The following is a 26,455-nucleotide window of genomic DNA, read 5'->3' as shown; positions in this document are numbered from 1 at the left end:
GCATTTTTTTTGAGTTAATACTTGAAATCATACAGAAAAATAGGTAGAATAATAGTTGTTAGCACTATCAGTGATCGAGTGCTAAAATGAAATTAAATTGAACCATTCATATAAGGAGGCTTTTTTCAATGATTAAACCTTTGGGTGAACGAGTATTGGTTGAACCAATTGCACAAGAAGTAACAACAGCTAGTGGTATTGTATTGCCAGATACGGCTAAAGAAAAACCACAAGAGGGTAAAGTTATCGCTGTAGGAAGTGGCGTGCTTAAAGATGGCGTTCGTGTTGCTTTGGAAGTTAAAGAAGGCGACCGCGTTCTGTTCTCTAAATATGCTGGTACTGAAATCAAGTATGATGGTAAAGAATACTTGATCATGAAAGAAAGCGACATACACGCGATCTTCGAATAGGCTCGCGATCAAATACACATACAACAAACCAAAATTGCTTATGCTTCCGATGTAACTTTTGATTTGCAAGAAGTTCGTCGAGAAGACAACAAAAGTAGCGTATGCTTTAGAGGCGAATTTTTATTCGCAGGCAGTAACTCAAGAATAGATCATAAAAAATTTTAGGAGGACTTAATCATGGCTAAAGAAATTAAATTTAGTGAAGACGCTCGTCGCTCTATGCTTCGCGGTGTAGATGCACTTGCTAATGCAGTTAAAGTAACTCTTGGACCAAAAGGACGTAACGTAGTTCTTGAGAAAAAATTCGGTAGCCCACTAATCACTAATGATGGTGTTTCTATCGCTAAAGAAATCGAACTTGAAGATGCATTCGAGAACATGGGTGCTCAACTAGTTAAAGAAGTAGCTACTAAAACTAACGATATCGCTGGTGACGGTACTACAACTGCAACAGTTCTAGCTCAAGCTATGATTCGTGAAGGTCTTAAAAACGTAACTGCTGGTGCTAACCCAATGGTTATCCGTAAAGGTATCGACAAAGCGGTTAAAGCTGCTCTAGTTGAACTTAAAGCTATTTCTAAGCCAATCGAAGGCAAACAATCGATTGCACAAGTTGCTGCTATTTCATCTGCTGATGAAGAAGTTGGCGAATTGATCGCTGAAGCTATGGAAAAAGTAGGTAATGACGGTGTTATTACGGTTGAAGAATCAAAAGGCTTCGCAACTGAACTTGAAGTTGTAGAAGGTATGCAATTCGATCGTGGATACATTTCTCCATACATGATCACTGATACAGATAAAATGGAAGCTATTCTAGACAATCCATATATCTTGATCACTGACAAAAAAATTACTAACATTCAAGAAATTCTTCCAGTACTTGAGAAAGTTGTTCAATCAGGTAAACAACTTCTTATTATCGCTGAAGATGTTGAAGGTGAAGCACAAGCTACTCTAGTTGTGAACAAACTTCGTGGAACATTCACTTGCGTAGCGGTTAAAGCTCCTGGCTTTGGTGACCGTCGTAAAGCAATGCTTCAAGATATCGCAGCTCTAACTGGTGGTCAAGTTGTTACAGAAGAACTTGGTCTTGACTTGAAAACTACTGATGTAGATGCACTTGGTTCTGCTCGTCAAGTTCGCATTACAAAAGAAAATACAATCATCGTTGATGGTGCTGGTAACTCTGCTGATATTAAAGCACGTGTTAGCCAAATCAAAGCTCAACTAGAAGATACAACTTCTGAGTTTGACAAAGAAAAACTTCAAGAGCGTCTAGCTAAATTAGCTGGTGGCGTAGCTGTAATCAAAGTTGGTGCAGCGACTGAAACTGAATTGAAAGAGCGTAAACTTCGCATCGAAGATGCTTTGAACTCTACTCGCGCAGCAGTAGAAGAAGGTATCGTATCTGGTGGTGGTACAGCGCTTGTTAACGTATATAACGCAGTAGCGGCTGTAGAAGCATTCGGCGACGAGCAAACAGGTGTTAACATTGTACTTCGTGCTCTAGAAGAGCCAGTTCGTACAATCGCAGCTAACGCTGGTCAAGAAGGTTCTGTAATCGTAGAACGCTTGAAAAACGAAAAAGTAGGTATTGGTTACAATGCAGCTACTGGCGAATGGGTGAACATGTTCGAAGCGGGTATCGTTGACCCTGCTAAAGTAACTCGTTCTGCTCTTCAAAACGCAGCATCTGTTGCAGCTATGTTCCTAACAACTGAAGCTGTAGTAGCTGAGAAGCCTGAGCCGAATAAACCTGCTATGCCTGATATGGGCGGTATGGGTGGCATGGGCGGCATGATGTAATGAATTCTTCTTTGATGTAAATCGAGGAGGAGTGACCGCGATTCAGCGGTAGAATTCATCGCCGTTGGAGCACAAAACGCTCTATGCGGTAATCTAGACTGTGAAGTCATATGGGGCAAGGCTTTCTCTTCGGAGAAACTCGAATTGACCATATCGAATTAAAAATAGGCTTTTCACGAGTTCAATTCGAACCTTGTGAGAAGCCTATTTATTATGCATTGCGCTGACCATCATCTATGTTGCGCACATTTTCCTTAGATTGGTGTGTATTATCTGCTGTTGTTAGTGCTGTGACGCAAAGACAGGACTCCATTGTATTTTGGTCTGTTCACCCGTTAATTCGGTATCCGATCCTTGCTGGTCGGCGAGCTCATGAACCAATTTCTTTTTCTAATTCGATTTCACGCGCAGTCTTAGCGGCTTCTGCATAAGCTCGTCCGCTTCCGATATGCGCTCCGTAGTGGAAATCTGACTAACCACCCATTAGAGATTTTCTCTAGTGGGCTTTTTTTATGCTTAAATATCCTGTAACTGTTTTATACATTTTTTACGTTCAATTTAATGCAAGATGGATTAATTATTGGATAGCAAGGGTGTTAGTATTGCCGAAGATAAAGGGCGAGTTTCTCAAGAAGTTCATGCTTTATTTCTTCGGAGGATTACTCGTTCTATACGAGAACATAACGATCGGTACATTACTTATGTTGTCGATGTACGATTCATTTCCCTTTGTACCTCTTCAATACTTCGGATATCCCCCGACATTCATCTGATATCCCCAAATGCCCAATAAGCTGACTGTGCCCTCGAAGGGAAATCATATGCAAGCTCATTGTCCTGAAGCCACAGCAGCATAGATTAGCTCGAGAGCTACTTGCTTTACTACTTCTTTCTACTGTTAGTGGAAGACTAAAATAAGGAAGTCATTGCCATATGGATTATAATGTGAATCGTAACTTAAAGTTTTCTTTACATTTCTAAAAATATCGACAAAATCTGATAGAATACTTCCATATATCTAAGAGTGACTAGTAGTAGCTTATTTTGATTTAATGCCGGCAAGGAGGCTCAAAAAGATAGCAGAGGGTAGTAGCAGCCAATGAGTCTAATCATGCTGAGGCTAGAAGTCTATCGAATTGGTTTTACGAAGCAGTAGAATATGCACAGAAGAACGGTATATATAACGGAACAGGAAAGGAAACGTTTTCACTTCGAGGGAGCGCTCAAAAGTGGATGCAATGAAAAAAAAGGAAAATCTCACAAGTACGATTATACGAGGAGGTATTTTATGAAGAAGATTTTAAGTATGATACTAGCATTTTCAGTTTTAATATCAGCAATATCAGTAGTACCTGTTTCTGCAAATGTGCCAACCGCGTACAATTATGTGTTCGGTGTGAAAACGTTGCCGGGCGACACCACCGGAACTGACGATGATGTTTACATGGGCTTAAGTACCTATGAAACAGGAGAAAGCTCTGACCATACAGCGTATATTGACGGACCTGGCGACGACTTTGAGCCGGGTTCTGATGCGCAATATCCATTTAAAATACAAAACATTCCACCATGGAGAATGAATGAATTTGTTTTTTGGTTGGTGGGAACTGATGACTGGTATGTTGAATCTGTGGTTCTGTGGCTTCCTCAGATTGATGGGAGCATAAATCCAACACAGGCGAAGACTATTCGACTAAACACGTGGACAAAAGGCTATGGCAGACAATATCGTGACATTTCCGACGTAACAAAAAGAAAATTCACAGATATAGGTGGCGTCGATAATGGTGGAGGAGAGTTATATCTAGATGCGACTTCGACTGGTTCTGAAATAAAAGAGTGGGACAAAAAAGTTAGGGATCAATATGGTCACTATGACGTTATGCAATATGAAGATGCTCCTGTTGTTAATTATACACTTTCGGACGACTCTGTAGGCCGAGATTGGTTAACATTTCAAGAGCCAACAAAAACAAAAAATTTCAAGTTGGATATTGACCGTAAAAAGCTTCACGATGCAATGGTTGCACAGGACAAAGCAGAGATTTCGCTAACCTATAGAGTGGCGCTTCTTGCCCAGTCTACCAACGCTGAAAGTCTTGATGGGACTTTTGCTCACACCGTTTCAGGTAATCCCCAAGTTAAAACGTATTTAACTATAAAAATAGGTGGAGTAGATTACTACTATAAAGATGTTATTTATACTTTTTATCGTAGCATATTTGACTTAGGCAACGAAAATATTTCTCAAACAGCTACCTTCTCGCATGCAACTGATCATCGATATCTAAATCGAAATTTAACAGATGTTAATATTACAGTTGATGCAATTTCAATTCATAAAAAAAATATGACAAAAGAAATTAAAGAGGAACTTATAACTAATTTCGATGCAACATCAGTGTTATATCTTGGAAACAGTACTGCAACACCAATTGCTAATCTTACCATGACGAAACTATTAGGAGCGGATGGTAAACCAAATGGCACGCTTCAGTTTACTGGGAAAGTATCAATGGATGTTAGCGAAGTTGAGAGTGAGGGGATAAGACTACAACTTAATAATGTGTCTACCTATTTAATGAAAAATAATAATAGACAACCATATCATTTGGAAAATCCAACACCAGAATCAAAAACATCACAAAGTTTTTATTTTTCAACTCATAAAGTTGATACAAAAACACCAACCATAAGAGTTACCGACGAAAATGGACTGGATCTAACAGGACAAAATTCAATTCAAAATAACGTTAAAAAAATGCATCAATTTTATATGGTAGCTAGCGAAACACTCTACCCAGAGGGAAATGTCGCCCACACCATTGATAATCAAAACTATTTTAAATATGAGCTGTACAAGAAAAACGGTGATGTCTATGAACCGACGATGACAAGGATAACAAACTTTGACGGTACAGGAAGCGCAACTAAAGTTACAGCACCTATTAGTACGCAAGTGTTAAAAGGAGTTAGTATAAACCTACGTCCTATTGATCTTACAGAAGGCGAATTCAAGCTTCGATTGTATGGATGGGATAAAGCTGACAATCCACTAGGCGGAGCTGCCGGATATGAAGAAATTGAAAATATTAAACTAGATAACCAGGCTCCGCGTGTAACCATTCACGAAACTGTACAGCCGCAAGATGCGCAGTCTCGTAAAAGAAATGATTATAGATTTGAAATGAACGATTATCAACAAAGTAATGGCGGTTGGTCTAGAACTTATTATACTTTTATGAACGGTACTGCTTCGCCACCTAATACTCCAATTGATGAAATTAAACTTGCATCACAAGAAATTTCTTCAATTCAAGGCATGTGGGCATTTGTAGATTCTAAAGGTGAAAGTACTACTGCTATATTATCTATTCCAAAAGGTGATAGTTTTGACGGAACTCTCTATTCTTTCACTGTGGACTCATTAGGAAACGATTCAAGAAACGAGCAAGTGTCAGATTATTACACAAAAACAGTGCAGATCTTTAATGGTTCTGTTACTGATACTCTTATTACAAAGGATTCGGGTACTCCAAAGCAACGTTTTGATATCACATTCGATGTAAGTAATCCAAATATCGAAACAAGTTATAGATGGGTCTCTCATACTAGTAATGGAAAAAGCTTCACACAAAACTTTACTGTCTATGATGCAAGCCATGATGTTGGTGTAGCCGATAAACTTAATAGTAGCGGCACTCAAGTTACGATGGATGGAAAATATATACTTGAATACCGAGTTAGAGATAAACGCTCTGGCAACTCATCAGAATTTTCTCGAGAGTTCACTTATGATAACAAATCCCCGGAGATTAGTTATATTGTTGGAAATCAACATGATCATTTTAAGTCAACACATCAGTTTAAAGTTAAAGTGACAGATGCAAGCGGTATTGCAAGTGCACATTACTATTTAGCTAAACCAGACACGGACATCAAGATTGAATATACGCCAAATTATCCATTGACACTGACACCAAACAGTGAAGGTATATTTGAAGTTGATCAAACCTTGACAATAACTGGACTTCCTTCAGGTGCTTATAGCATTGTTGTTGTTACAAAAGATCTTCATAGTAAAGAAAGTAAAAAGATTTCCCCGTACTTTGGGATGAGGTCAGGACCTGCAACAATTCAGAAATTAGGACATACTCTGCCAAAGACTATAAACGGAATGGGTGCAACAAAAGATGGGTCATATACTATCTCTGCTACATTGAGAGAACCTCATGTAGCTTGGACTCTTCAGAGCACAACGAAATATCAAAAGCCGGTATATTATGCAACAACTGATGGAATGCCAACAGATAGTGGAGTTGTAGTATCAGAGTTTTCAGCACTTAATAACTCTGGGGGGGATTATCAATTTGCACTTGACACGCCTATTGCGCTTCAAGAGGGTGTCAACACAATCTATTTACAGTTTGGACTCATCAATTATCCGGCTGACGAAAGACCAGAGTTTTTAACAGAAATAAGACCTATCAAAATCTTATATGATAGCACAGCACCAACTTTTGAATTGCCAGACTATAGCACAATTCAGCCAACAAACTCATCAGTAACCGCAACAATAGTAGCAAATGATGTAGGCACAGGAATTTCTAAACTAACAGTTGCACCAGAATATCGGGACAAAATCACAATTTCTCCATATACAAACGGTGCATTCACAGTAACTATTAGTGAAAATATTGCTACAAACCTAGTACTATCTGACGAGCTTGGTAATAGTGTTTATGTTCCTATTTCAGTTTCGAATATTGACAAGGTAGCTCCGACTGCAATTGCATCAAGTGAAATCGTAACAAATGGAGCAAGACAAGATGGTCTTATCACAGTCGATGTTTCAGACAAGAGTGACACAACCGTTTCATTCGCACTTATTAAAGATCCAACAGCAAACCATATTCTTACAGAAGAAGACTATGTGCTATTTAATACGAGTAACTCAGTGACATTGCAAAGTAGTCAGCCAATCGTGAATGGCGAAGGGAACAAACAGAAAACGTATACCATTGACTTGAAAGGGCTTAGTGGAAACTATGCAATTGGAATCAAAGCTGTCGACAATTCAGGAAATATTACTGAAAAAGTATTCTTTGACTCAAAACTGAACCTGGTGGATGCGGAAGCATCAATTGTAGGTGTTAGCGCAAACCCTGCAATATCAAAAACGACCTCAACTGTTACTGTTTCATTTAATGTTCCGGTAACGGTCATGCCTAATGCACCAATTGAGGGGAATAAGGTGAATGAAATGGCAAGGTCGAATCATCTTTATACAGGGCTTTTAACAACATCTGTTGACTATGTGATGGACTATGATCTTGTTATTCAAAACAATAATGAAATTAGTCTATATATTCAGGATGAGGCTGGAAGGGATAGTGTTGTAAAATTCACACCTGATGTTGAATTCATTGAAGGATTTGAGATTACAGGGAATGTGGAGAAAAATGGAACATCTATCCAAAATGGAGGATTTATATCCTATAAGGAAAGCGATAAGCTTTACTATGTTATTGTTCCAAATCCTAAATATTCTGGGCAATATTTCTTTGTTGAAAATGCAGTGTTGTCTGGATTAGAGCTAAATACGGAGCTAAGTGTTCTTGCCCACTCATTTACAGAGGAAGAAAATGAAGAAGCAGAAGCAGAAGCAGAAGCAGAAGCAGAAGCAGAAGCAGAAGCAGAAGCAGAAGCAGAAGCAGGAGCAGAAACAGAAGCAGAAGGAGCAGGAGCAGAAACAGAAGCAGAAGGAACAGAAACAGAAGCAGAGGGAGCAGAAGCAGGAAGAACCGCTTATTCCAAGCTTGTATTTGAAGCGCTAAGAGATGGGAAGACAACAAAATCAGCTTACTTCGAGGTCTATACAACAGAAGGAGTTGAAGCTGATCGGATGGAAGCTGCGTATGTTGCCATCTCAGTAGTTGACGAAACTGCACCAGTTGCTAGTGTGGAATATTCAAATACTGAGCCAACAAACCAAACTGTGAATGCAAGGCTTTCGATATCTGACCCGGAAAGCGGAATTTTAAAGCTTGAACGTTCTTATGACGGCAAAAGCTTTACCCAAATTGACTCCATTGCATCTCATACTGAAAGATTTGAGCACAATGCAACGGTATATTTCAAAGTGACTAATAAAGCGGGAATGGAAACGACCGTACCAGTTACAGTTTCAAATATTGATAAAACGCCAATTACAGAAGACGTACACTACAAAGTAGAATACACCTACGAAAACTATCTAGGGAATTGGGTTCCAGTTCAAGAAGGAAAGGCTTATAGAAGAGTAATGGCAACCGTTAAGCCTATCGGTGGCGGAAAAACTCTATCAATGACTAACAACAACGCTTCCTTTTCAAGGACTCTAACTGAAGATGTTAATTCATTCACATTTGAGTTTAGAGATCAATCAGGAAACACAAATTCTCGTACAGTTAGCTATAAGCATTTTGACAACACAATAGGTCAAACATCTTATGTGTTATCAAACACATCCAAGACGAATCAAAATATATATGCAACGATTACATTCACTGATGATTCAGGTGAAATATCATTTGCAGAGGTCAAGAAGGGCGATGTAGTTTATCCATTCAAAGGTGAGCCACTTGAAAATGAATATGTCGTTGAACTTGATAGCTCAGGAATTTATTATGTTACAGCTTATGACTACGCAGGAAACAAGTGGACTACTCCAATCACAGTTTCAAATATTAACAAAGTAGTGCCAATTGCAACTGCAAGGACGTACAGCACACTACCAACTGAAATTACTACACAAAGTGTAAATGTTGAGTTGACGCAGTTTAGCAAAGATATCAAAACAATTAAGGTCACAGGTGTTGAACCGATTGGAAGCTTAACCTATACCGACATCGTTCATATCCCTGGAACCAAAGCTGTTCGCCTTAGAAAAAATGGTACAGTTACTATGTTCTTTGTTGATGACTATGGTAACGAAGGTCATGAAATTATTACAATTTCAAATATTGTATCTACACCACCGCAAGTTAGCGCAACTGCAACATTAGCCAAAGATAAGTTGAGTGTTAATGTGTTATTTGACCAAATTCGTGACAGTGATGGCGTCCCGCTAGACATTCTTAGAAATATAGAAGACCTTACCGTTTCTTATCGTGGATATGAATATGTACTTTCAACAGAGGTTAAAAATGAAGATGGTGATGTGGTGTCTTATAAAGATACTGTCATCAACGTTAAAACGAATGGGGAGCACGTCTTTCAAGTTAGAGACAAAACAGGATTAACACAAAAAATTCTGCTAACGATTGAAGGAATTGAAGTAGGAGCACCAAAGATTAAAGAAATTCGTTGGTCATATAAATATCTTGTGAAAAACCAAGCTGGTCAGTGGATAGAACAAGATTATCAAAACAAGATTAATGTCGGAGTTGACACATCTGGAAAAGAAGAAGGTTATATTGTCGGAACTGATAAAAACCCAATAACAAACCAAGATGTCAACGTCACTGTAATCACTGATAAAGATGCTAAATTCGTTGGCGGAAACGACGTTTGGGAATTAGATAAGTCAATGAACTATAGCAACAATGGACTTTATGTATTTAATCTTCAAGGAAGAACAGGGGAGCATAATTCGTATGGTGTTAACATTGGTCTCATCGACAAAACACCTCCTGAGTTAAAACTTAAAAATGGTGAAGAGCTAATCTTCATCGAAGGAATGACACCTCAAAAAGATGCTTCAATTGCTTATGATAAGTCTAAGTTGCTCGACTTTGAAGCGTGGGATATGGTTGCAAATAAAAAGGCTGATTTAACTAACCGAGTTACCATCAGCTATGGTGTAGGCGGGCGAGAATTTAATCCTAACAATATCTCAGCGAATGAATTTAATCGCTCAAACCCTTACTATATAGACTATACAGTAAGAGATGATGCAGGAAATCAAACTACAATTCGTCGCACAGTTCGTCTTGTAGGTCTTTATGACACAATAGCGCTTGTTAACGGAGTAATGCCTGACAGTTCCAATGTTGCAACGGTGATTGGAAACAAAGTAGAAATTTCACTGAAAAACTTTGCTGGAATTTCGTATGCACGTTATGAAAAAGGCATATTAACACAAGGTCAAATGAAAACAAAAGGAACTGTCCTTCGGGAGAAAAACGGAGTGTATACACTTGATAATGTCTCAGAGGGTTGGTATACCGTATATATCCAAACGGATAAACGTGACTATTTCAACATTTCTGTATATGTTTCAAACAAAGGAGGGAAATAGGCAATGATTATCTATAGTAGATTAAAACGCGGCATAGCTGTGACCCTTTTTCTAGCGATTCTATTCACTTTTGCAAGTTTCCCAGTGAGTGCAGAAGCTAACAGTGCGAATTATTCAATTGCAAACGACTTTATGAAATATTCTATCAATTCAAAAACGGGTGGGTTTTCTATCGAAACCGTTGATGGTCATCCACAAAAAGCTTTCGACAACAATCTTCCGCTTCTCTATAAGGAAGATGCGGCAAGAAGCAATGGAACATCATTTACAACAGTTCGTATCGACGGAAAAGATTATATTTTCGGTCAGGAATATGGATGGTTTGGAATAGATACCAAACTTCATGAACCGGTCGTTTCTGAGCAAAACAGACTTTTAACAGTTGCATGGGACATCAAGGGTTATACCATTACACAAAAGGTATCAATTTCTATTGACCCCAACAACCCATTGGTTGGAAACATTGGTATTTCATATGACGTGAAAAATAATAATACCAAAGCGGGAACAGTGGGTATTCGTCTTCTTCTAGATAACGCGCTTGGTTCAGAAATTGATGCACCTCATGTTCTCGTTAACCGAACACAACCGACAATCGTGGAAACAGAATATAGCGGTGAAAACCTGCCGCAACAAATTAGATATGTGGATTCTCTTTCAGCTTCAGACAAAATGGCTTATGCCCTTTTGTCTGGCTGGAGTGGTAACAATGACGTAAATGTTGATAAAGTTATTGTTGGACACTGGGTTAATCTTGCAAACACAAGATACGATTATACACCCAACCCTAACGTCGACTTTACTAACTATTCAAACAAATATTTAGTACCCGATACTGCAACAGCTTATTATTGGAGCGAAAAACCAATTGAGCCAGGTAAAGTAAGAATTTCTGAAATGCTATATGGTATCGGTAACTTTTCTGATCAGACACAAGAAAAGAATGTATCAATCGGTATCCAGACAGATAAAGTTCAACTGAATAAAGACAAAAATGGATATCTTAACGATGGCAAATTCAAAGCAACTGTAACAATTGACAACAGTGTTTCGGGAGCTAAAGAGCTTATAGAACCAGTTGTAATCCTTACTCTCGATGAGGGACTTACTTTTGCAGCAACGAATACAAGAGAATATACGATGAAAATTTCTGGTGGTTTAAACGTTGGTACTGTATTTGACATTCCAAATATAGAAATTATCGCAAAGAAACAATCTATGATTACCGCAAAGCGATTGATAGTTTCGTTAAATGCAACAGAAATTATTGATTCTAGCACACATAAACTGGTTGAATATAGTGCGAATACAAATATATTAATTCCAGCAGTTGAAGGTGAACTTCCTAAAGTTTCAATGAAGCATATTTTCCCTGCGGCAGTATATTATGAAGGAGACAAAAATATCACCGTTTCCGGTGATATGGAAGTTTTGGAACAAGCAATTACAGGAATTGATGGATGGGATCTTTATCTTGTTTCTGAAGCAAGCGGTGGAACTACATTAATTGACAAAAGGAAAATAAGTTTTGTTGAAGAGGGTCAAGCGCTTTCGTTTTCAACTAATGAAAATTTGGCAGTTGGAAAATATAACATTGAATTTAGATTTACAAATCAACAGCTAATCGATGCGTTTAGTGCAAAGATTATTTCAACAACTAAACTAGATGTGACAAATAATCTGAAGGATAAAAGTGCAAGCTACGGTATTGTTTCGCTAGTTCGAATAACAGACTCTTCTAATCATAGGCAGTTATACGATTATATTAGTTTTGAAAACGAAGATATAATGAAAAAATTTATTTCTGGTGACGTCACAAGAAATGGTATTATTCATAATGACATAAAATATGAAGAAGATGAAACAGAAATTCTATTGACAGTTCGTGGAAAAGTTAGGTTAATGGGTACTGGTAAAGAGAGATATTACTCTGCTAGTAAAGCCGATGGCGATATTACTATTAATAACATCTTGACATATGACAGCAACAATGCACTTAAGATGACAGTTAACGACAATGGTGCAAAATTAGAAGGCGATGGCACAATAAAAGTAATAAACTCTATTAATATTTGGCATAATAAGTGGTTTTATGAAGCCCAAAATGGAGTGAAATACAGCTTGGACCGTGAGGCTGTTTCCGAGAATGAGGCTAAAGCATTAGAACTACAATTTGGAGATGCTGGTTCTATGCTTCAAAATATTGCAGGATTTTTAATCAATATAAAGTACGGTGTCATGACTCAAGATGAAGATGACTTCGGAATTAGCTTTGGTGGAAAGATCTCAATGCCTTTAAAAGCAGCAGATGAGAACAAGAATGAAGAACATTATGACTACAAGGGCTCACTAACTGCAGAAATTAGTGATATCCTCTATGGCAGTAAAGATGAGAAAATTGGTTTTATTGGCGTCAATACTACACTAGCTGTAGCCCTACCGGAAGATATACTAGGTCCATTAGTAGGAAATGAAGTTGGTGCTATGGCAGAAGTAACAATTAATACAATTGATGGTATCTATAAATTAGATTACGGAATTTCTCTCACAATGCTAGAAGTGGAAGGTTCCCTGGCATTTAAAGAGGTTCCTATTAACGATATTCCAGCTGTCATGCTTGACGAACTTACATTCTTTATAGCAAGTAAAACTTCGAAAGTTCCTATCGTTGCACCATATGTATTTATGACAGGGCTTGGTGGAGGGATCGGAAACCTTGCAGAGACAGTTTCTGGATCACCAGACGGCAAACTTCCACCAATTACACTTCATCTTCAAACAAGGTTATTAATTAACCTAGTTATTGTAGGTGACTTCAAGCTAGAAGCAAAACTATCCGGTCTTAGTATTGAAGGTTCTGGTCGGTTGAAAAAAGACGAAGATGGAAGATTGCTTAATCTTCAAGCGGGAATGAATGTTCAATGGATATCACCATTTCAGCTAAATGCCTATGGTAACATTAGCATTCACGCTGGGGCGGTTCGTGGTGGTATAACGATTAAAATTACTGAAGATTATTTCTATGGTTATGTTTACGCAGGATTCTATATTCCAACTTCAGTCCCAATAATAGGGGGAAAGGAAATTGGAGGAATTGAGGCAGCTGTTTCATCTGACTTTATTGGTGCAAACATTAAAGTAATTGGAATTAAGTTTGGCTTTATATATTATTGGGATGGTGATCTAAACTTTGGTGGTTCCATCGATCTCTCTTCTAGAGGAGGAGCTGTACACTATGTTCACTCGGAAGAGCTAGACGCGAACGGCAATCTTGTGCCAACCACTGCGTTATATGGAACGAATATGAGAAGGCTCACTACAATGACAATAGCTAATACTCGAGCAGGAAATGGAATTACTAAAGAAGTTATCCCAGCATCGAAAGATTCACTTCTTTTTGAAATCCCACTTCGTGGACATGTCAAACCTTCTACATCTGAAATCATAGTCACTAATCCAGCTGGAAAAAGATTGACAATGGTTGAAGACGATAATAACGGAAATGGAAACTATCTTGTTCAATCTATGGATGGTAAAAATTATTTGTATGTTACAATCACTGATCCAGCTCTTATTGTTGCTGGTAATTGGTCAGTTTCTGTGACAACAGCAGATGTTTATATCGACAACTTTGAAGTAAACAGTGTTGAAAATATACCAGAGCTTACAGGTATTAGTGCTTCTCATAGCAAAAATACGAGCCGTGAGATTAATGTTTCTTGGACAACTGACGGGCAAAGTGCATATTCAGGGGCAGTTAATGTCTATGTCACAAAAGACCCATCCATTATGCAAACAATAGAATCTGATAACACTCAAGATACTTCATCATTAATTAGTATTGGTAATCTTGAGCTAGATAAAATTAAATCAGGTTCTCATGTATTTACACTTCCTGAGTCTTTCCCTGAAGGGAATTATTATGTTGTTGCAATGCTTGTTAACAATCTAGGTGGAATGAGTAAGAAAATCACTTCATCTCCATTCACTTTTACAAATCCATTGCTTCCACAAAGACCTAAGTCAGTATCTGCGGTCTACAATGGTAATGGCTATGTGAAAGCTGAAATAACTGGAAGTGACAAAACTGCAACACATTATTTTGTGGCAATCGAAGATGAGCACGGGGTTGAGGTTGAGAGTTCCTTTGGTCAGTTTCCTGTGGGCAGTGAAATTATTCTAAAACCGTTAGACGAAGGGAACAACCCTTTATTACAGGCAGGTAAGACTTATTCTATTAAAGCTAAAGCGGTTAGAATTGTCGAGTCTCCACTTAATCATACGGAATATTATAGCTCTACTGAGGTTGCAGCATCGAAAAGCTTTGTTATGCCTTCAGTGGATAAACCTAAGCTTGTAAGTGTTGAAACAAATATTGACAAATCAAAAGAACGTTATTATTTAAGAACTAATAAATTAGAGGCAAAGTACACTTTCGATAGACCAGTTAAAATGACCTTGAATATTAATCAAGAGGATAAGAACACGCCTGAGGAATTTAAGACGGTCTGGTCATTTGAAGAAACAGTTGAAGACGGTGCGAATTTGGTTGACTTTATTGCGATTGGCGAAAATCGTGACACCATTCAAGGTAGCAGATCATCAGGAGCAATAGGTGTTACTGTTGATACAAGTGCACCCACATTACTTCTAGGTGAAGAAATTCAACCAAGCCTTGATAAGGATAAAGTTGAAAATACCGTCAGCAATCAAGTTGTTTTTGTTAGTGCGAACTCAAGCTATAGCTTCCACGGTCTAACAGAGGTATCTGCATCATTAACTTTAGATGGTAGTTCAGAAGGTATTGTGAAAAGTTCAGACGGAACATTCCAAGTTCATCGTAAGACTTCAAGTCAAGAACCAAGCCAAACCTTACTGCTTAAAGCAGTGGATGAAGCTGGAAACGAAACGGTTGTTCCAATTTATCTTGTGAATCGTGAATTGTCAGAGTTTGAGAGCATTAAACTAATATCTGACCTTGAAAACTCCGCCAATCAACCTGATGCTATCGAGCTTGGAATAGGCGGGAAAACAGTACTTTCTGTTAAGGCTCTTCGCACAATAGGCGAAACCGAGTTAAGAGAAGAAGATGTTGTGTGGCATGTTCTATATAATCAGAACATTATCAAGCTTTCACAGGATGGGACAATCGAAGCTTTGGCTCCAGGTGAAACGACAATCAAGGTTAGTTACAGACTTTCTGCTTTTGAAGGTGAGAATGGGGAAATTGTCTATAAAGAACTGTCAGACGTGATCAACATTAGTGTAAAAGATCTTGGATATCGTTATGAAGTCAGGCAGTCACAAGGATTCTCGTTGTTCACCATATATACTGAGATAAATATGGGTAAAGCAACAGTTGTGATTGGAGGCAATCAACAAACTCTCTTGTATGACAACCTTAAGAAAGCATATATTGGTTCTTCAAGAGAACTTGTCTCTGGTGAGCAATTAACAGCGAACCTTGTTTTTGAACCAACAGTGAAATCTCCTAATCTTCTTCGTGGAGACACCAATGGTAGTGGGGCAGTAGATAGGACTGACGTTTTAGCAACCATAGAAGCTCTATTAAATAATGTCTACAATGGCTTTAGCTCATCAGAAAACTGGATGAGATCGGATAAAAACGGTGATGGTATTGTTGACATTGTAGACGCACAACTCATACTAATGGAGGCACTGAGAAGATGATGAAACAATTGAAAATGATGTTGTGTATGCTACTTCTAGTAGCTGTTTTACCATCATATGTCTATGGGGCAAACGATGCTGCTGACCTTAGTTATCGTGTTAATATCACAGTAACTGACAGCTCTGGTTCTCCAAAATCATCGTTTGACGTTGGAGAGGAAATATTTGTGAAACTAAGTCTTGCATATACTGGTGCTGGTAAAGCACCGGTATATGGCTTTCAAGGCAAGCTACAGTTTGATTCTTATGTTCTAAAAAACACTAGTGTCAATATGGAAAAGGACATTTCAATGAAATATTCGGATGGTGTCATCAACTATGTATTTCTCGATATGACCGCCAACGGAAAAGATGATTCAATGCTTCACAATATTGGAACCGCTGTTTTCCAAGCTAGAAACAACGGAACTTTAAGCTTTTCTTTAGGCAGCTTCATTGTAACCAATAAAGATGCGACACAGCGGTATATTACACCGTTTGAAGATGTGCAAATCATTGTGGGCACTGGAATTAAGGAAGCCTCAAAGTCATCACTATATGAAGACATTGTTGCTGCAAAATCTTATCTTGCTTCAGTAATTATCGCGGATAATCCCAAAACAATATATAGCCCGGATTTTTGGTATTCAACAAAATCCGCTCAAAATTTAAGGAATGTTATTGCCGAGGTTGAGGCTGTTTTTGAGAATGAACACGCTCTAGATTCGGAAATTACAGAAGCAATAGAGAAGCTTAGCATTGCCTTTTCGAATTTTGAGAATTCAAAAATTGTAGGTCCGAAGCGTTGGGTTGTCTCGGACGATGATTCGAACAATAAGCTTAACTATTCTGTTAAAGCTTCTGTTAAAGGTGGAAATGGAAAAATTGCCGATGGCTTTGAATCTCAAACCATTCGTGCAACAACCTCTGCAACGATCAGAATGATTCCTGATGAAGGGTATGAAACAGAATATATCTACATCAACGGTGAAAAATTTATAGGACGTGACATTTATACCATTCCAGAGATTAGTCGTGACACAACTGTAGTTGTTACATTTGTGAGAATACCTCCTTTTACAGATATAGCACATGACGATTGGTTCTATTTTTCTGTAAGGTATGCTTATAATGCGGGGCTATTCACAGGAACTTCTGAAACTAAATTTTCACCCTCAGGAAAAATGAGTCGTGCAATGCTTGCTACTGCATTATATCGTATGGCAGATCAACCAGATGTTGAATTCACAGATGTGTTCTCTGATGTTCAAAGCGGTCTTTGGTATTCTGATCCTATTATTTGGGCAAACCAAAACCAAATTGTAAACGGCAATGGTAAGGGAATGTTTGCTCCTAATGATTCAGTCACTCGTGAGCAAATTGCTGTTATGCTTCACAGATACGCACAGAGTAAAGGGTTTGATCTACATACCACAAGTTCAAGCCTTAACTTCAAAGATGTAAATAAAATATCTAGCTATGCCAAAGAAGCAATTAGTTGGGCTGTATCAAAAGGCATCATGAAGGGGAACTCTGATTCGACTCTCAATCCTTCTGGTCTTGCAACCAGAGCAGAAGTTGCGACAATGCTTCAAAGGTTTATAGAGTTAGAATAATTTAGAAATGAATACAAACCAAACTGGCTTAGAACTTTTTTTGTCAGTTTGGTTTCTTTCTGTGAACTTTTAGGGCAAATCTGAATGCCTGCCGGTGAAATTTGAATATCGCTGTCCGTGGCTGAGTTTTTCTTGCTACGGTTGTTGAGATCAATAAAGGGCTCAATGTTCTGGTGAGCCAACAGCATGTAAATGGCTTCGGCATCATGAGCGGCTGAATTCATGTAGAGATGGTATCCGTTATTATACTTCTCTCTGGCGCTGTCCCAGCCCAAGTTGCAGTCGGGCTGGGAGTAAATACGAGGATGGTTGCACCCCCTAATGCCTTGTGCATGATAATCGCAGGTGGATTTGCTTCTTGTATAGGCAGAGGTGACAATCGGGGTTCCATCACCGGTAGCAAATACGCAGCTTTACGTGCTTTGCATGAGATGAGGGAAGGCCCCTCAGAATCGACATTCAGGTATAGATTCTAAACCGCCATTAGGTGCTGCATATCAGGTAGACTAGTATCGATAACCCTTTTGTATTTTTTACATTTAAGAAGGAAATTTTCAAATTGAAAGGTCGTAATTTGATGAAATATATCCGAAGTTTAATCATTTTTTTAATCTTTCTTCTTGCAACAACTCCATCAGCAGCGGCACAAAACTCAAGATATGCAGAAGCGCTTAACCACTTGGGATTGTTCAGTGGGACGGGGAATGGATATGAACTTTTGAGGGTGCCTACCAGAGCAGAAGCCCTTGTGATGATGCTTCGTCTGTGGGGGAAGGAAGAAGACATTCAGAAAAATACCTACAAAAATCCATTTAATGATACTGGTTGGGAAAGTCCCTATGTGTCGTTTGCATATACAAATGGTATAGTTAACGGAATTAATGAACATAGTTTTGGCGGTAACCAACAAACCTCTCTAAACCAATATTGTGCAATGGTTTTAAGGGTTTTGGGATATTCAGAAACAAAGGGCGACTTTACATATGAAACCGCGGTTTCTTTTGCCTCAATGGTTTTAGGAATAGACCTTACAAAAGAAGTCGAATTCAATCGGGGAACTCTTGCAAAAATAAGCAGCTATGTTTTAAACACAAGACCCAAAAACCAAATTGCAACACAAGGTCAAATCCTTCGCGAAGCAGATGTTTTCACAACGCAAAGTTTAAACGAGGCAAGATCACTTTGGGAGCAGGATAAAAATTTTGATTCATCTACGATTTTAATATATGCAATTGGTTCTGACCTTGAATCACAACAAGGGCGGCTAACAAATGACTTGGAAGAAATTTTTCGTGGTCAGCCAAACCAAAATACGAAAATCCTGATTCAAACAGGTGGAACGCTCAAATATCACAACAAATATATGACTGATGGAGCATCAGAACGCTTTGAAGTTAGCGATGGACGACTTGAAAAGCACGAAAGCCTCATCCAAACCGCCGCATCAGACCCTAAAACACTAAGGGATTTTCTTGCTTGGGGCAAAACCGTTGCACCAAGTGAGCGTTATATACTGATTTTATGGGACCATGGGTATGGTACAATGGGCGGATTTGGTGCAGACGAGCTAAACGAACGAAAAACGATGAAAGTTTCGGAGCTTTCGAAGGCAATTGATGCATCAGATATGTATTTCGACTTAATCGTCTTTGATGCATGTCTTATGGGCACAGTTGAAACTGCCTATGCCCTTAGAAACCATGGCAAATATCTCATAGCTTCTGAAGATTCAACCCCCGCAGGAGGGTTATATTATACTACATGGATAAGTGCAATGGAGCGAAACCCACGAATTAGCACTGAAAGAGTGGGGCGTTTAATGTTAGATTCCTTTACCCTACATTCGGGGATTGAAGCTAATATTCCAACAACAATGTCAATGATGAAGCTTTCTCAGGCTGAATCATTGGTTAAGGCAATAGAAAATACAGAATTTAATTTCTCACTAACAGACCTTGCAAACAAATCAGAGCTATTAGGCAAAAACGAAGGGATATTTGATCAATATGATCTTATAGATATAATGGGCAAATCATCAGAAATCACTGCTGCAGCCCAATCACTTGCATTCGAAGTAAGAAATTCAGCAGGCTATAAAAATCGCAATGGCGTGGCTTTATATGTCCCTAACAGAAAAATCGCACACACACATGAAATGAAAGAAGAGCTAAAAGCCATTGGTCTTAGCTCAAAGTATATAGAAACAATTTTCAATGAAAATTAGTTGTAAAGGCTGATCGGTGTCCAAAATGGCGATGGCGATGTTCGAATCGAATAAATATCCGGAATGGTTGTGGGTCACTTTCCCCACAGATCATATTCACACGGATTTATTGGACTAATTTTTGTAGTCAATCGGACAAAATCGCCTCAAAAAGACTCAAAATACCCATAAAATCTTATTTGTCTCATGGGCGGTATGATGTAACAACTCTTTATTGACGTAAGTCGATGCTGGTCCACTATTAGTGGAAGAGTTGGATGCCGATGGATCTGAAAAACGCTCCATGTCGTAAGACTGACAAGGCACCAGAGCCTTTCAGGTTTATATCATCTGAGCATTTTTCTTCATAAATTGAGGTTGCAATGACCACTTCTTAATAATTCTATTAGGGAGTGGTTTTTTGTGTTGTTAAAATTTGCATATACGGATTTTCTTGATGACCGTAGGTTTAAGAATACTACTAAGGTGAATTGAATTAGCATATCATGTGAAACTATGAATAATTCTCTTAATTGAGAATTGTTATCATTTGTTGTATGATAGATTATAACGAAACATAAAATTGAGTAAGGAGAATATATAATGCAAATATACTGGACTAAAATAAATAAGATTATTGAAGAAACGCCTGAGGTTAAAACGTACCTGCTCGACTGTCCGGAAGGCTTTACATGGGAAGAAGGTTCCCACACTCATTTCGCACTGGAAGGTTTTAATGCCGGTGATAAACCAAATCGTAGCCTGATTCGCCACATGTCAATCTCTACTTTACCGCACGAAAATTCAATCGGTATTACAACACGCATCAGAGAACAGTGCTCTGAGTTTAAAACGATATTAAGAAATCTTGAAGTCGGCAATGAAGTTGCAATCTTTAAAACTCATTCGAATGTACCACTTAAAAGAGAAGACAAAAATGTTTACCTGCTGTCATCAGGTGTGGGCCTGGCAACTTTTAGACCGCTTGTACTTGATTATTTCGAACGAGCTGACAAAGTCAATCAAATTCATTCCCTGAACATCGATTCATCAAAAGATTTTTTATTCACTAATATTTTTGAATCCGCACCTGACAAGAAGTTCACATCACAGTTCGTTGATAACCGTAATGACTATTATGAAGAAGTGAAAAACCTTGCCACAGACAAGGATGGACTCTTCTATGTTGTCGGCAGCGACGAATTCCTCATGCAGAACATTAAAGTACTGCGTGAGCAAGGCATCAAACCGGAACAAATTATGCTCGACAAGCATGAACAAAAACTACCTGAGTTTTTCGATGCTTAAAAACATAATTTAAATATTTTCCGGGCGCTTAAAGGCCTCTCATTAGTTGATCAAACTTTTGAGAGGCTTTTTTTGTTTGCCTTTTATAATGTATAAATAAGCTTGTGTAGACGTTTCATCAAGAGTTACATTCATTGCGGTTTATCCTTTACGTTTAAGGGTATAGATTGGATAGATCTATTTTCTCAATGAAGGAAGGATGTATGCTTATGCAAAAAAATGCTTTAATTAATAAACTTGAAATCCAACGTTCACATATGTCGTTCATTCTTCCGTTAGGCTATAATGACAGAAAAAAGAAAGATTTTTCACAAACACTTAAAAAAAATGGATATACCTATTTTCAGATTAATGATAATTTAAGCGGAATGGACATTTATGGAGAAGAAATTGTAGTTAATGGAAAAGAGCTTGAACAAAACTTTCTTCCTTATGTCGGAAATAAAGTTTTTCCAAATTCTTTAGAAGAACACGGATTCCACAGATATACAAAGCCATTCACGGAGGAATTTAATTTTAAACTTAGAAGTACTAACATACCGTTTTTTATCCGTAGTGTAGATATTATTTTAGGGCCTTTCGGAATAGCTTTTTTGACTGTTAGAGTCCAATTAAAGAATGTGGAAATAGAGCTTTCAGATGTTCTCGATTTTATGAATCATTTTAGGGCGGTCGAAACCAAACTGAAAGAAGAACAAGGAGCGGTTATCGTCTGTTGTGAAAGCGGCAGTCATTTGTCCATTAATGAACTTTTTTTTGAGTATCTTTGTCCATTTTTGAAAGGATTTATTCTGCATGACAAAAAATTAAAGGGGTATTATGGTTCTTTCCCCTTTTTTAATGATGAAAGAATGTATGCTTCAGCATTTCTATTCAGCAGAGAAAAATCCCAAATGACCCAAGATCAATTGTATCGAATGGGAACTCTGGATGGGAGGACACCTACCGGGGAAGAGTTCATCTCAGCAAATAATCCCGAATATATCCAACGTTATTTGGATCATCACTTACATGATCGATGGGCACCCAATTCCTATACCATAGTGACTGAACATGCATATATAACAGCAACAAACATCCTACCTAAAGATATGTCGAGGGAACTTAGTCAATATATGGGCACCCACTATTATAACTTTCTTTTGCATTACTTCTATAAAATCATGTTACTTCGAATTTCTTATGAATACAGTGAAATCGATTGGGAAAAAGATGATGAATATGTAAAATCACTCATCAAGTTCATAACCTTATTTTCATCTTGGTACTTCTTCCAAGAAGTGAGTACAAGATCTGAAGGTAAAGAACTTTCGAAGATGTTTCGGGAAGCTTTCAATATCGACAACCTTTTTAAAGAAGTGAACAATACACTACACGAACTATATAAAAGTCAAGAAAATGATGCATCCGCTAGAATGAACATGCTCCTGTTCTTCCTAACTGTTTTCACTGTGGTTTCTGGGATTTATGGTATGAACTTGGTTATCAAGGACTGGGAATCCCCTTTTGGTTGGAAGGAAATCGCTACGTACACATTTCTTGAATGGGTATCTCTAATTACTGCAGTGGGCGGGATTGGACTCTCGGTTTATTTAATTGCAACAACTTTCGGCAAGTTATTGATGAGTAAATTTCGAAAAAAGAAATCAAAATCTCGTATATTTTGATTACTTAATATCTATAATTAACATATTGCTTCACAGATTATAGCATATCTATAAAAGAGCATCAGCCAATAATTTGAGGCTGATGCTCTTTACGTTTAAAAGTCATTGCGTGAAAAATGATTGAAACTAGTAATTCCTCAATTGACGGAGTGAAATTCACAGGTGGCTATACTTCAATCTAACTCTTGATCTAAAACAGGTTGTACTAAACGACGTACTTCATCTGTTGACTTGGTATCCATTAGTTGGTTTCTTAGTTCACCTGCGCCTCTAAATCCACGAACATAGATTTTGAAAAAGCGAAGCAGTGGTTTAAATGAACGTGGCTCGGTTTCTGTTGAATATTTATCGTGAAGATCCAACTGTAATAGAAGTAAATTAAGAAACTCCTTCGCGCTATGTTCTTTAGGTTCTTTTTCAAAAGCAAATGGATTGGTGAAAATGCCGCGGCCAATCATGACACCATCAACGCCGTATTGTTCCACTAATTTTAATCCTGTTGCGCGGTCAGGAATATCTCCATTAATGGTTAATAACGTATTTGGGGCAATTTCATCGCGTAATTTTTTAATTTCAGGGATTAGTTCCCAGTGTGCATCTACTTTGCTCATCTCTTTTTTTGTACGAAGGTGAATAGAAAGATTCGCAATATCTTGTTTCAATATATGTCCTAGCCAATCGCGCCACTCGTCAATATTATGGTAACCCAATCTTGTTTTAACACTAACGGGCAAACCACCCGCTTTGGCTGCTTGAATAATTTCTGCTGCAACTTCAGGATGTTGTATTAATCCAGCACCTTTTCCATTGGATGCGACATTTTGTACTGGACATCCCATGTTTAGATCGATACCACGAAAACCAAGTTTTTTCATATCAATACTCATCTGTTCAAACAATGCAGGTTTATTGCCCCAAATATGAGCGACGATCGGTTGCTCATCTTCTGTGAACGTTAACCGACCACGAGTACTGGCTATTCCATCTGGGTGACAATAACTATCTGTACTTGTAAATTCCGTGAAAAATACGTCAGGTTTTGCAGCTGTACTAACAACATGACGGAATACAACATCAGTGACATCTTCCATTGGTGCTAATATAAAAAATGGCTTTGGTAAATCAAGCCAAAAATTTTGTTCGTTACTCATATTATCTTCTCCTTAAACTATTCAGTTGTACATCTTGCCTATGCTACCAGCAACTGAAAAGTCGCATCGGAAGCATGGGCTTAACATATAAACATCGATATATGCTATAGTAAAGTCTTTTCCCATCCTACATAGTAACATTTTTTTGCGTTTGATGCACAGAATCAATTGTGGGAGCGATAGACACATTTTGGATATTAATCACCCATCACTCATCCAACTTGATGTTGTTGAATTTACAAGAGGTGCATGTTCATTCTGCCTCATTTTCGTTATAATGATAGGTATGTCTGTTTTGAAGTGGCACACAAGCACTGTGGGAATAATCCTTCAATACATGAATGAACTGTTGAAAGGGGAATCATTCCTTGACTATTATAAAAGATCAAACGCTCATCGCGGAAATTGACAATTTAGATGAAAAAGGCAATGGAAAAGCTGTGATTTGGCGTGAGAGTGAACAAGGTTTCAATCCTAGAAAGTTGAAGCTAACAATTCCGCAGACGCTCATAGGGGAGTCTGTGCAGGTCGTCGTCGATGATCCGAATAAGAAACATAGAAAAGTAATGCCTGTAGAAATACTAGCTGTAAGCGACGAAAGGACGGAGGCACATTGTCCTCATTTCGAGCTTTGCGGAGGTTGTGTATGGCAACACTGGACGTATGAAGGTCAATTGAAGCATAAGACTCATCATGTGAAGAACGCATTGAAACGTGAAGGGTTAGATTCTGATCTGGTAATGGATACGATCGGCATGGACGACCATTGGCATTACCGTAATAAGATGGAGTTCACGTTCTCCCCTGAAGGGGATCTTGGAATGCATGAACAAGGGAATTTCCGCAAGATCATCTCATTGGAAACATGTCTAATTGCAGGCCGGAATATGGTCGATGGCATGTTGGAAGTCGGCGAATGGGTCAAAGAGTTTGGCCTTAAAGGCTATAACAAAGATTCACATGAAGGGCTTCTTCGTCATTTGATGGTAAGGGAATCGTTTGCGACTGGCGAAATGATGTTGGCGTTATTTGCTACACAAACGCCTGACGGTGAATTGGCGTCAGCAGTCCGAAATCTTGTCGAGCGGATTACGAAGAAGTTTCCGAATGTGAAAAGCCTTCTTTGGCTTGTGAACACGGACTGGGCGGATCGCACACAATCCGAGGATACGCATCTGTTAGCGGGGCGTGATTTCATTTATGATGAAATGGCAGGTTATCGTTATCGTCTTTGGTTCGATACATTCTTCCAGACGAACCCTGTACAGGCCAAAAAGCTTGTGGACCTTGCACTTGAGATGGGGAAACCAAAGGAAGACGAGAAAATGATCGATTTGTTTTGTGGTGTCGGCACGTTCTCTTTACCATTTGCTGCACGTGTGAAACAATTGGCGGGAATAGAGCTTGTCGAGACATCGATTGAATCTGCAAAACGGAATGCTATCGATAATGATTTGCATAACACAACATTCCTAGCGCGTGATGCACGCAGAGGATTAGATGAGATGCATGAACATTTCGGATTCGCAGATATTCTGTTGATAGACCCACCACGTAGTGGAGCTGGCGGGAAAGTGATGCGCCGCATCGGACGCTCCAAACCAAAACGGATCGTCTATGTATCATGCAATCCTGACACATTCGCAACGGACATAACTGAGTTGCTGCCATTCGGCTACACGCTTCAAACCGTGCAACCTGTTGACTTATTCCCGCATACTGTGCATGTGGAGTGTGTTGCGTTGCTAAAATTGGAGGGGCAGGATTAATTCCTACGCCTATATTGAGGGGTAGCAAATTCTTTACTTGCTTTTCGAAGACTTGGATGTTCATGTCCAGGTCTTTTTCTTTTTTAACGTGCGTTTACAATGCAGCCTTGCGTTCTGAAAGTATGGTGTTCTCATTTCGAACCAGAGTATTGTGAAATAAGCCTTAAAGCGGATGCCGGAGGAATTTCGGTTGTATTCGATCTCCCATTGGACAAATCCAAAGCAGAACCAGCTAAGGCTGAAGCCTATTTGAAGGAGTTGTTAAAAGAACAATCAGCCGACACCGCAAATGAGGAGGCTGCTATTGATAATGAGTAAGCGGAATGGGCATTTAACTTTGAACAATAAAAGAAAAGAATACCTGATGGAAAGGTCATCCCCAATTCTGTTAAAGAAATGACCTATGACGGTAAAGGTTTTATCAACTATGAGTATAAAGATTAGAGTGTTAAGATATCCCCGGATTTGGTGTTTGAGGAAGGCCAAACTGGTTTATCTGATAAAGTTAGCATCACTGGGAGCGAAGGGCATTACACGGCACTTCAATTTTCCAGGGATGAACACGGTGTTATTA

The 26,455-nt window shown here is 38.6% G+C and carries 11 protein-coding genes; 10 read left to right on the top strand and 1 reads right to left on the bottom strand.

Going from position 1 to position 26,455, the window contains the following annotated elements; all coding sequences use genetic code 11:
• Positions 1-128 precede the first annotated feature (128 nt).
• The 8 genes from groES to NV377_RS07995 all read left to right on the top strand — a co-directional run bounded on the left by groES (position 129) and on the right by NV377_RS07995 (position 22,961).
• On the top strand, positions 129-410 hold the full coding sequence (gene groES, locus NV377_RS08030; protein WP_258200681.1) for a co-chaperone GroES: 282 nt from the start codon (positions 129-131) through the stop codon (positions 408-410).
• A 177-nt stretch (positions 411-587) separates the two neighbouring features.
• A complete protein-coding gene (groL, locus tag NV377_RS08025) occupies positions 588-2,216 on the top strand; it encodes a chaperonin GroEL (RefSeq protein WP_258200680.1) in 1,629 nt (542 codons plus the stop codon).
• A gap of 1,288 nt (positions 2,217-3,504) precedes the next feature.
• Entirely contained in the window at positions 3,505-10,497 is a 6,993-nt protein-coding gene (locus NV377_RS08020) for a hypothetical protein (RefSeq protein ID WP_258200679.1), read from the top strand.
• 3 nt (positions 10,498-10,500) lie between these two features.
• A complete protein-coding gene (locus tag NV377_RS08015) occupies positions 10,501-16,188 on the top strand; it encodes a dockerin type I domain-containing protein (RefSeq protein ID WP_258200678.1) in 5,688 nt (1,895 codons plus the stop codon).
• Positions 16,185-17,783 carry an S-layer homology domain-containing protein gene (locus NV377_RS08010; protein WP_258200677.1) on the top strand — a complete coding sequence of 533 codons (1,599 nt, stop codon included), beginning with the start codon at positions 16,185-16,187 and terminating at the stop codon, positions 17,781-17,783. Before NV377_RS08015 ends, NV377_RS08010 begins: the two co-directional genes overlap by 4 nt.
• 559 nt (positions 17,784-18,342) lie before the next feature.
• On the top strand, positions 18,343-20,007 hold the full coding sequence (locus tag NV377_RS08005; RefSeq protein ID WP_258200676.1) for a clostripain-related cysteine peptidase: 1,665 nt from the start codon (positions 18,343-18,345) through the stop codon (positions 20,005-20,007).
• A gap of 582 nt (positions 20,008-20,589) precedes the next feature.
• Positions 20,590-21,294, top strand: coding sequence for a dihydropteridine reductase (locus tag NV377_RS08000; protein WP_258200675.1), 705 nt, complete (start codon positions 20,590-20,592; stop codon positions 21,292-21,294).
• Positions 21,295-21,503: 209 nt separating this feature from the next.
• The gene (locus NV377_RS07995; RefSeq protein ID WP_258200674.1) at positions 21,504-22,961 is read left to right on the top strand and encodes a hypothetical protein; all 1,458 of its coding nucleotides are present in this window, start codon (positions 21,504-21,506) and stop codon (positions 22,959-22,961) included.
• A 173-nt stretch (positions 22,962-23,134) separates the two neighbouring features.
• Here the strand turns inward: NV377_RS07995 and NV377_RS07990 are convergent, their stop codons facing one another.
• A complete protein-coding gene (locus tag NV377_RS07990; RefSeq protein ID WP_258200673.1) occupies positions 23,135-24,112 on the bottom strand; it encodes a tRNA dihydrouridine synthase in 978 nt (325 codons plus the stop codon).
• Between the two features lie 368 nt (positions 24,113-24,480).
• Between NV377_RS07990 and rlmD the strand changes: the two genes are divergently transcribed.
• Together rlmD and NV377_RS07980 are read left to right on the top strand one after the other, a co-directional pair.
• A complete protein-coding gene (rlmD, locus tag NV377_RS07985; protein WP_258200672.1) occupies positions 24,481-25,881 on the top strand; it encodes a 23S rRNA (uracil(1939)-C(5))-methyltransferase RlmD in 1,401 nt (466 codons plus the stop codon).
• Between the two features lie 99 nt (positions 25,882-25,980).
• Entirely contained in the window at positions 25,981-26,199 is a 219-nt protein-coding gene (locus NV377_RS07980; RefSeq protein ID WP_258200671.1) for a hypothetical protein, read from the top strand.
• Positions 26,200-26,455 lie beyond the last annotated feature (256 nt).

It is taken from the genome of Paenibacillus endoradicis, from assembly GCF_024721975.1.
Note: the sequence above shows the minus strand (reverse complement) of the source record. Positions and strands in the feature narration are given on the sequence as shown.

Bases quoted from the DNA above. Each gene is read 5' to 3' on its own strand.
- NV377_RS08000 (WP_258200675.1), top strand. From the start codon at position 20,590: ATGCAAATATACTGGACTAAAATAAATAAGATTATTGAAGAAACGCCT.
- NV377_RS07995 (WP_258200674.1), top strand. From the start codon at position 21,504: ATGCAAAAAAATGCTTTAATTAATAAACTTGAAATCCAACGTTCACAT.
- groES (WP_258200681.1), top strand. From the start codon at position 129: ATGATTAAACCTTTGGGTGAACGAGTATTGGTTGAACCAATTGCACAA.
- NV377_RS08010 (WP_258200677.1), top strand. From the start codon at position 16,185: ATGATGAAACAATTGAAAATGATGTTGTGTATGCTACTTCTAGTAGCT.
- NV377_RS07980 (WP_258200671.1), top strand. From the start codon at position 25,981: ATGCAGCCTTGCGTTCTGAAAGTATGGTGTTCTCATTTCGAACCAGAG.
- NV377_RS08020 (WP_258200679.1), top strand. From the start codon at position 3,505: ATGAAGAAGATTTTAAGTATGATACTAGCATTTTCAGTTTTAATATCA.
- NV377_RS08015 (WP_258200678.1), top strand. From the start codon at position 10,501: ATGATTATCTATAGTAGATTAAAACGCGGCATAGCTGTGACCCTTTTT.
- NV377_RS07990 (WP_258200673.1), bottom strand. From the start codon at position 24,112: ATGAGTAACGAACAAAATTTTTGGCTTGATTTACCAAAGCCATTTTTT.
- groL (WP_258200680.1), top strand. From the start codon at position 588: ATGGCTAAAGAAATTAAATTTAGTGAAGACGCTCGTCGCTCTATGCTT.